The sequence below is a fragment of the Microvirga tunisiensis genome (assembly GCF_009296175.1).
Lineage (GTDB): Bacteria > Pseudomonadota > Alphaproteobacteria > Rhizobiales > Beijerinckiaceae > Microvirga > Microvirga tunisiensis.
Window position 1 is genome coordinate 1 of sequence record NZ_VOSK01000545.1, and the last position, 2,949, is coordinate 2,949.

General features: G+C 59.4%; 5 protein-coding genes and 1 pseudogene. 3 read left to right on the top strand and 3 right to left on the bottom strand.

Annotated features, from left to right (window positions below):
- The 3 genes and pseudogenes from FS320_RS40960 to FS320_RS40970 form a co-directional block, all read left to right on the top strand.
- Positions 1–294 (top strand): annotated as a pseudogene (locus tag FS320_RS40960) (IS5/IS1182 family transposase); the annotation flags it as partial.
- Positions 295–786: 492 nt separating this feature from the next.
- A complete protein-coding gene (locus FS320_RS40965) occupies positions 787–1,113 on the top strand; it encodes a hypothetical protein (protein ID WP_244627720.1) in 327 nt (108 codons plus the stop codon).
- 2 nt (positions 1,114–1,115) lie between these two features.
- Positions 1,116–1,352: a hypothetical protein gene (locus FS320_RS40970; RefSeq protein WP_152718283.1), complete on the top strand. Its 237-nt coding sequence runs from the start codon at positions 1,116–1,118 to the stop codon at positions 1,350–1,352.
- Between the two features lie 414 nt (positions 1,353–1,766).
- Here the strand turns inward: FS320_RS40970 and FS320_RS40975 are convergent, their stop codons facing one another.
- The 3 genes from FS320_RS40975 to FS320_RS40985 form a co-directional block, all read right to left on the bottom strand.
- Positions 1,767–2,009 (bottom strand): hypothetical protein, encoded by a 243-nt coding sequence (locus FS320_RS40975; protein ID WP_152718285.1) that lies wholly within the window; start codon positions 2,007–2,009, stop codon positions 1,767–1,769.
- Positions 1,993–2,499 (bottom strand): hypothetical protein, encoded by a 507-nt coding sequence (locus FS320_RS40980; protein WP_152718287.1) that lies wholly within the window; start codon positions 2,497–2,499, stop codon positions 1,993–1,995. The genes FS320_RS40975 and FS320_RS40980 overlap by 17 nt, the downstream gene beginning before the upstream one ends.
- 319 nt (positions 2,500–2,818) lie before the next feature.
- Positions 2,819–2,949: SDR family oxidoreductase (locus FS320_RS40985; RefSeq protein WP_152717538.1), on the bottom strand; the 131-nt coding region annotated here is incomplete at its 5' end.

Below are 2,949 nucleotides of genomic sequence, written 5' to 3' on the forward strand. Positions count from 1 at the left end.
ATCATCCCACCACGCTCAACGGCAGTGCCGAGCAATTCGGCCGAGACAGCGCCCACCCAGCGAGACCGGCACCTCCAGATGATCCAAGCGCGGGGTCGGCGCGGCTGGCAGAAGGCGGTCAACTATGGCTGGCGGTCCTTGGGCGAGGTGGCAATGATGCGCTACAAAACCCTGATTGGTCGCCGCCTCCACGCCCGGACTCTGTCTATGCAAAAGGCCGAAGCTGCGGTCGGCTGCAAGGTCATCAACATCATGACCAGCCTTGGCATGCCAGTATCCCAGCGCCTCGTCTGAACCCCAGGGCTAAGGGGTGCATGCGGCCCACCTCTCAATTATGCACCAACGTCGCGACAAAACCCTCTGAAGCAGCTACGGAATATTTACCTTAGCTGTTGCAGGTTGCGTGCGTCGGGTGCGTTGCGTATCGATCCGACCTGTTCCTTGCCCTACGTGGGGAGCATGGCCTTGGCTGAGGGTTCCACGACTTCCCTCAGCTGCGGCTTCAGCCGCTCTAAGCCGGAGGTCTGCACAGGACCCCTCGGTTAGGGCGTCTTCTCCGGCATGGGCCAAACCACCGCGGGTCAAACCTACCACGAATTTCGTTGAACAAACAGTATGGAACAAGAGTCCAACGATCATCTGGACCTTGGTCGCGGCGGGCTATCGGGATCGGTGATGAGGGCGGGCTGACCGTTTTTCGAAGTCTCTGGAATAAAACCTGCGCCGAGGGGTTCTTAGCAGGTGGTCCTGCACCGCATCCCTGATCAACAGCCAGGAGGCGTGCCGATGCTCCGATCCCCCTCGCAGAACCCGGATGATCCCTTCGACGGTCTACTCCTGCCGATGAGCGCCTGGAAGGCCCTGGAGGATGCGAAGATCTCCACCCTCGAGCAACTCAAGACCATCGCTTCACAACTGGAGCAGATCAGCGGCATGGACCCGGAGACTGCCCGGATCATCAAAGACCGACTTGAGGGCTTGGCTGCCCGGAGAACCGTGCGGGTCAGGCTGATCTTTCCTAAGCAGCCCCTGCGCAAAAGCAAAGCCGGTGGGAGAAAGCCTGTTCCGCGCTGGAGAGCGGAAAATCGAGCCGGAGTAAAGAAGTCCATCTGACAATGTCAGATCCGACTCTGAGAGGCGGCTGGTTCCTGATCAGCGCTGCGCCACGCGATGGAACCCCTGTGATCCTCTGGATGGCTGAGGACGAGACCCCTCCCGAGGTTCCGCTGTCCGTGGGGTACTGGACGCTCAATCCCAAGGCTGGGATCGGCTATTGGCGCCTCTTCGGAGATCCGCCGCGCTTCTGCTCCGACAGGCAAATCCGCGGATGGAAGCCGCTTCTTCGCGAGTGAGAAAACCCAGCGGCCAATGTCGCATAATCCCCAGTATGGAATGAGCGAGAGGACGTTCTGTCCTCCGATAGAGCTACCTGGGGCCAGCGCAAGATCTGTGTCTGATTGAGCGCTTAGGTAGAACGGATTGGGAACCTCTCAGGCGTGACTTGAAGCCTGATCTTCAATGTTAGGGGACATCAGATCGACACGCATCGGGTAAACCGTTGATCCTTCCGCCCAACCTTTTCTGCGGATCCTATCAAGCAGAGCCACTCGCTCCAGCCGATCCGCCAGGCGGCGACAACCTTCCTATCAACGTGCCCACAGCGTTGTATGGCTCCTCAGGCCCCCGAACCAAATCGGATTAGGCCGTTCGTTCGCTCGACATGCCTGCTCGAGAGTGCACGTTCCTGCTACGTACTCCGTTAGCGCTCAATCGAGAGCAGATCTTGCGCTGATCCCAGAAGGCTTCTGCGATGCGGGATAGCGGGCGCAGAGGTCGCGCAGGGCCTCATGGGTGATGAAGCCCACCCGGCATTGGCTGATGGTGCTGACGCTGTTGTCGAGCACCTTCAGGTGTAGGCTTTGCAAGTCTGTGAGAAGGCCCTGGATTTCTCCGAAGCCTTCGTTTGCCTGCTGGCCACGCCCGATCCTAGTCCTAATGAAAAGGACCAAACCAAATCTTAGTCTGCGAGAACACGGCATAGTCGGCAAGCGAGGTGGGAGTGTTCGCACCCTGTTGAACGATCTCCAACCGTACCTTCACTTCTTCCGACGGAAACGGGTCAGCCTGCCGCCCGATCGCCAGCGCGCCCTCAAGGATGTCGAGATGCTCCCGGAACGAGAGGCGGGATGTCATATGTAAGTTGATATACGCCTCGCGTATCCGTTCTACTTCTACCGTGTCGGCACAGGCCAAACGGGTCACAAAGGGCAGCAGCAGCTGCCGCTCCTCGTCACTGGCTTCGTCATTCAAGTGCATTGCCAAGCGGCAGATCGGGCGCGAGAAGCAGCCTGGCATATCATCGACGGTACGAACTGGCCGGTATGGGAAGCCTGCCGCGACCACGGCTGCTTCATTGATGCAGGTGCCTCCGTCTTTCCCGGGGAACACGTGCGAGCCTTGTTTCAATTTCCAATTCAGGACGTAGTCGAAACTGTCCATAGCGGCCATCCCTGTGGCACGCCCCCACTTCGGAATCGTGATACTCTGGCACCACGTCTGTCAATCGCGAAAGCCTGCAGCCGGCTGCATCGGCAGAAAAGCGGGAAACCTCAAATGGTGTTCCAAGCCAGTTACGGCGAACGACCGCAAGTGGTGAGCACCGAACCTGGGCCTTAGATCAATTTTGCGTCACGGCAGAGCAGACTTACCTTCGGCCCCTACCTCTTGACTGTAGAGCATTTTCCCTCGGGCGGGGCTCTGGTCTCGCCTGAGCAATCTGACCATCAGGTCCTCTCTCCAGAGAACGCGGCGGATCCCATCAGGCCATGTACTGGCCGCCGTTGACGGACAGGGTCGAGCCGGTGACGAAGCCGGCCTCGTCGGCGGCCAGGAAGAGCACGCTGCGGGCGATCTCCTCGGCTTCTCCGAGACGGCCGACGGGAATAAGCG

Excerpts from the sequence above, each read along its gene's own strand:
- FS320_RS40965 (WP_244627720.1), top strand. The coding sequence starts at position 787 with ATGCTCCGATCCCCCTCGCAGAACCCGGATGATCCCTTCGACGGTCTA.
- FS320_RS40970 (WP_152718283.1), top strand. The coding sequence starts at position 1,116 with ATGTCAGATCCGACTCTGAGAGGCGGCTGGTTCCTGATCAGCGCTGCG.
- FS320_RS40980 (WP_152718287.1), bottom strand. The coding sequence starts at position 2,499 with ATGGACAGTTTCGACTACGTCCTGAATTGGAAATTGAAACAAGGCTCG.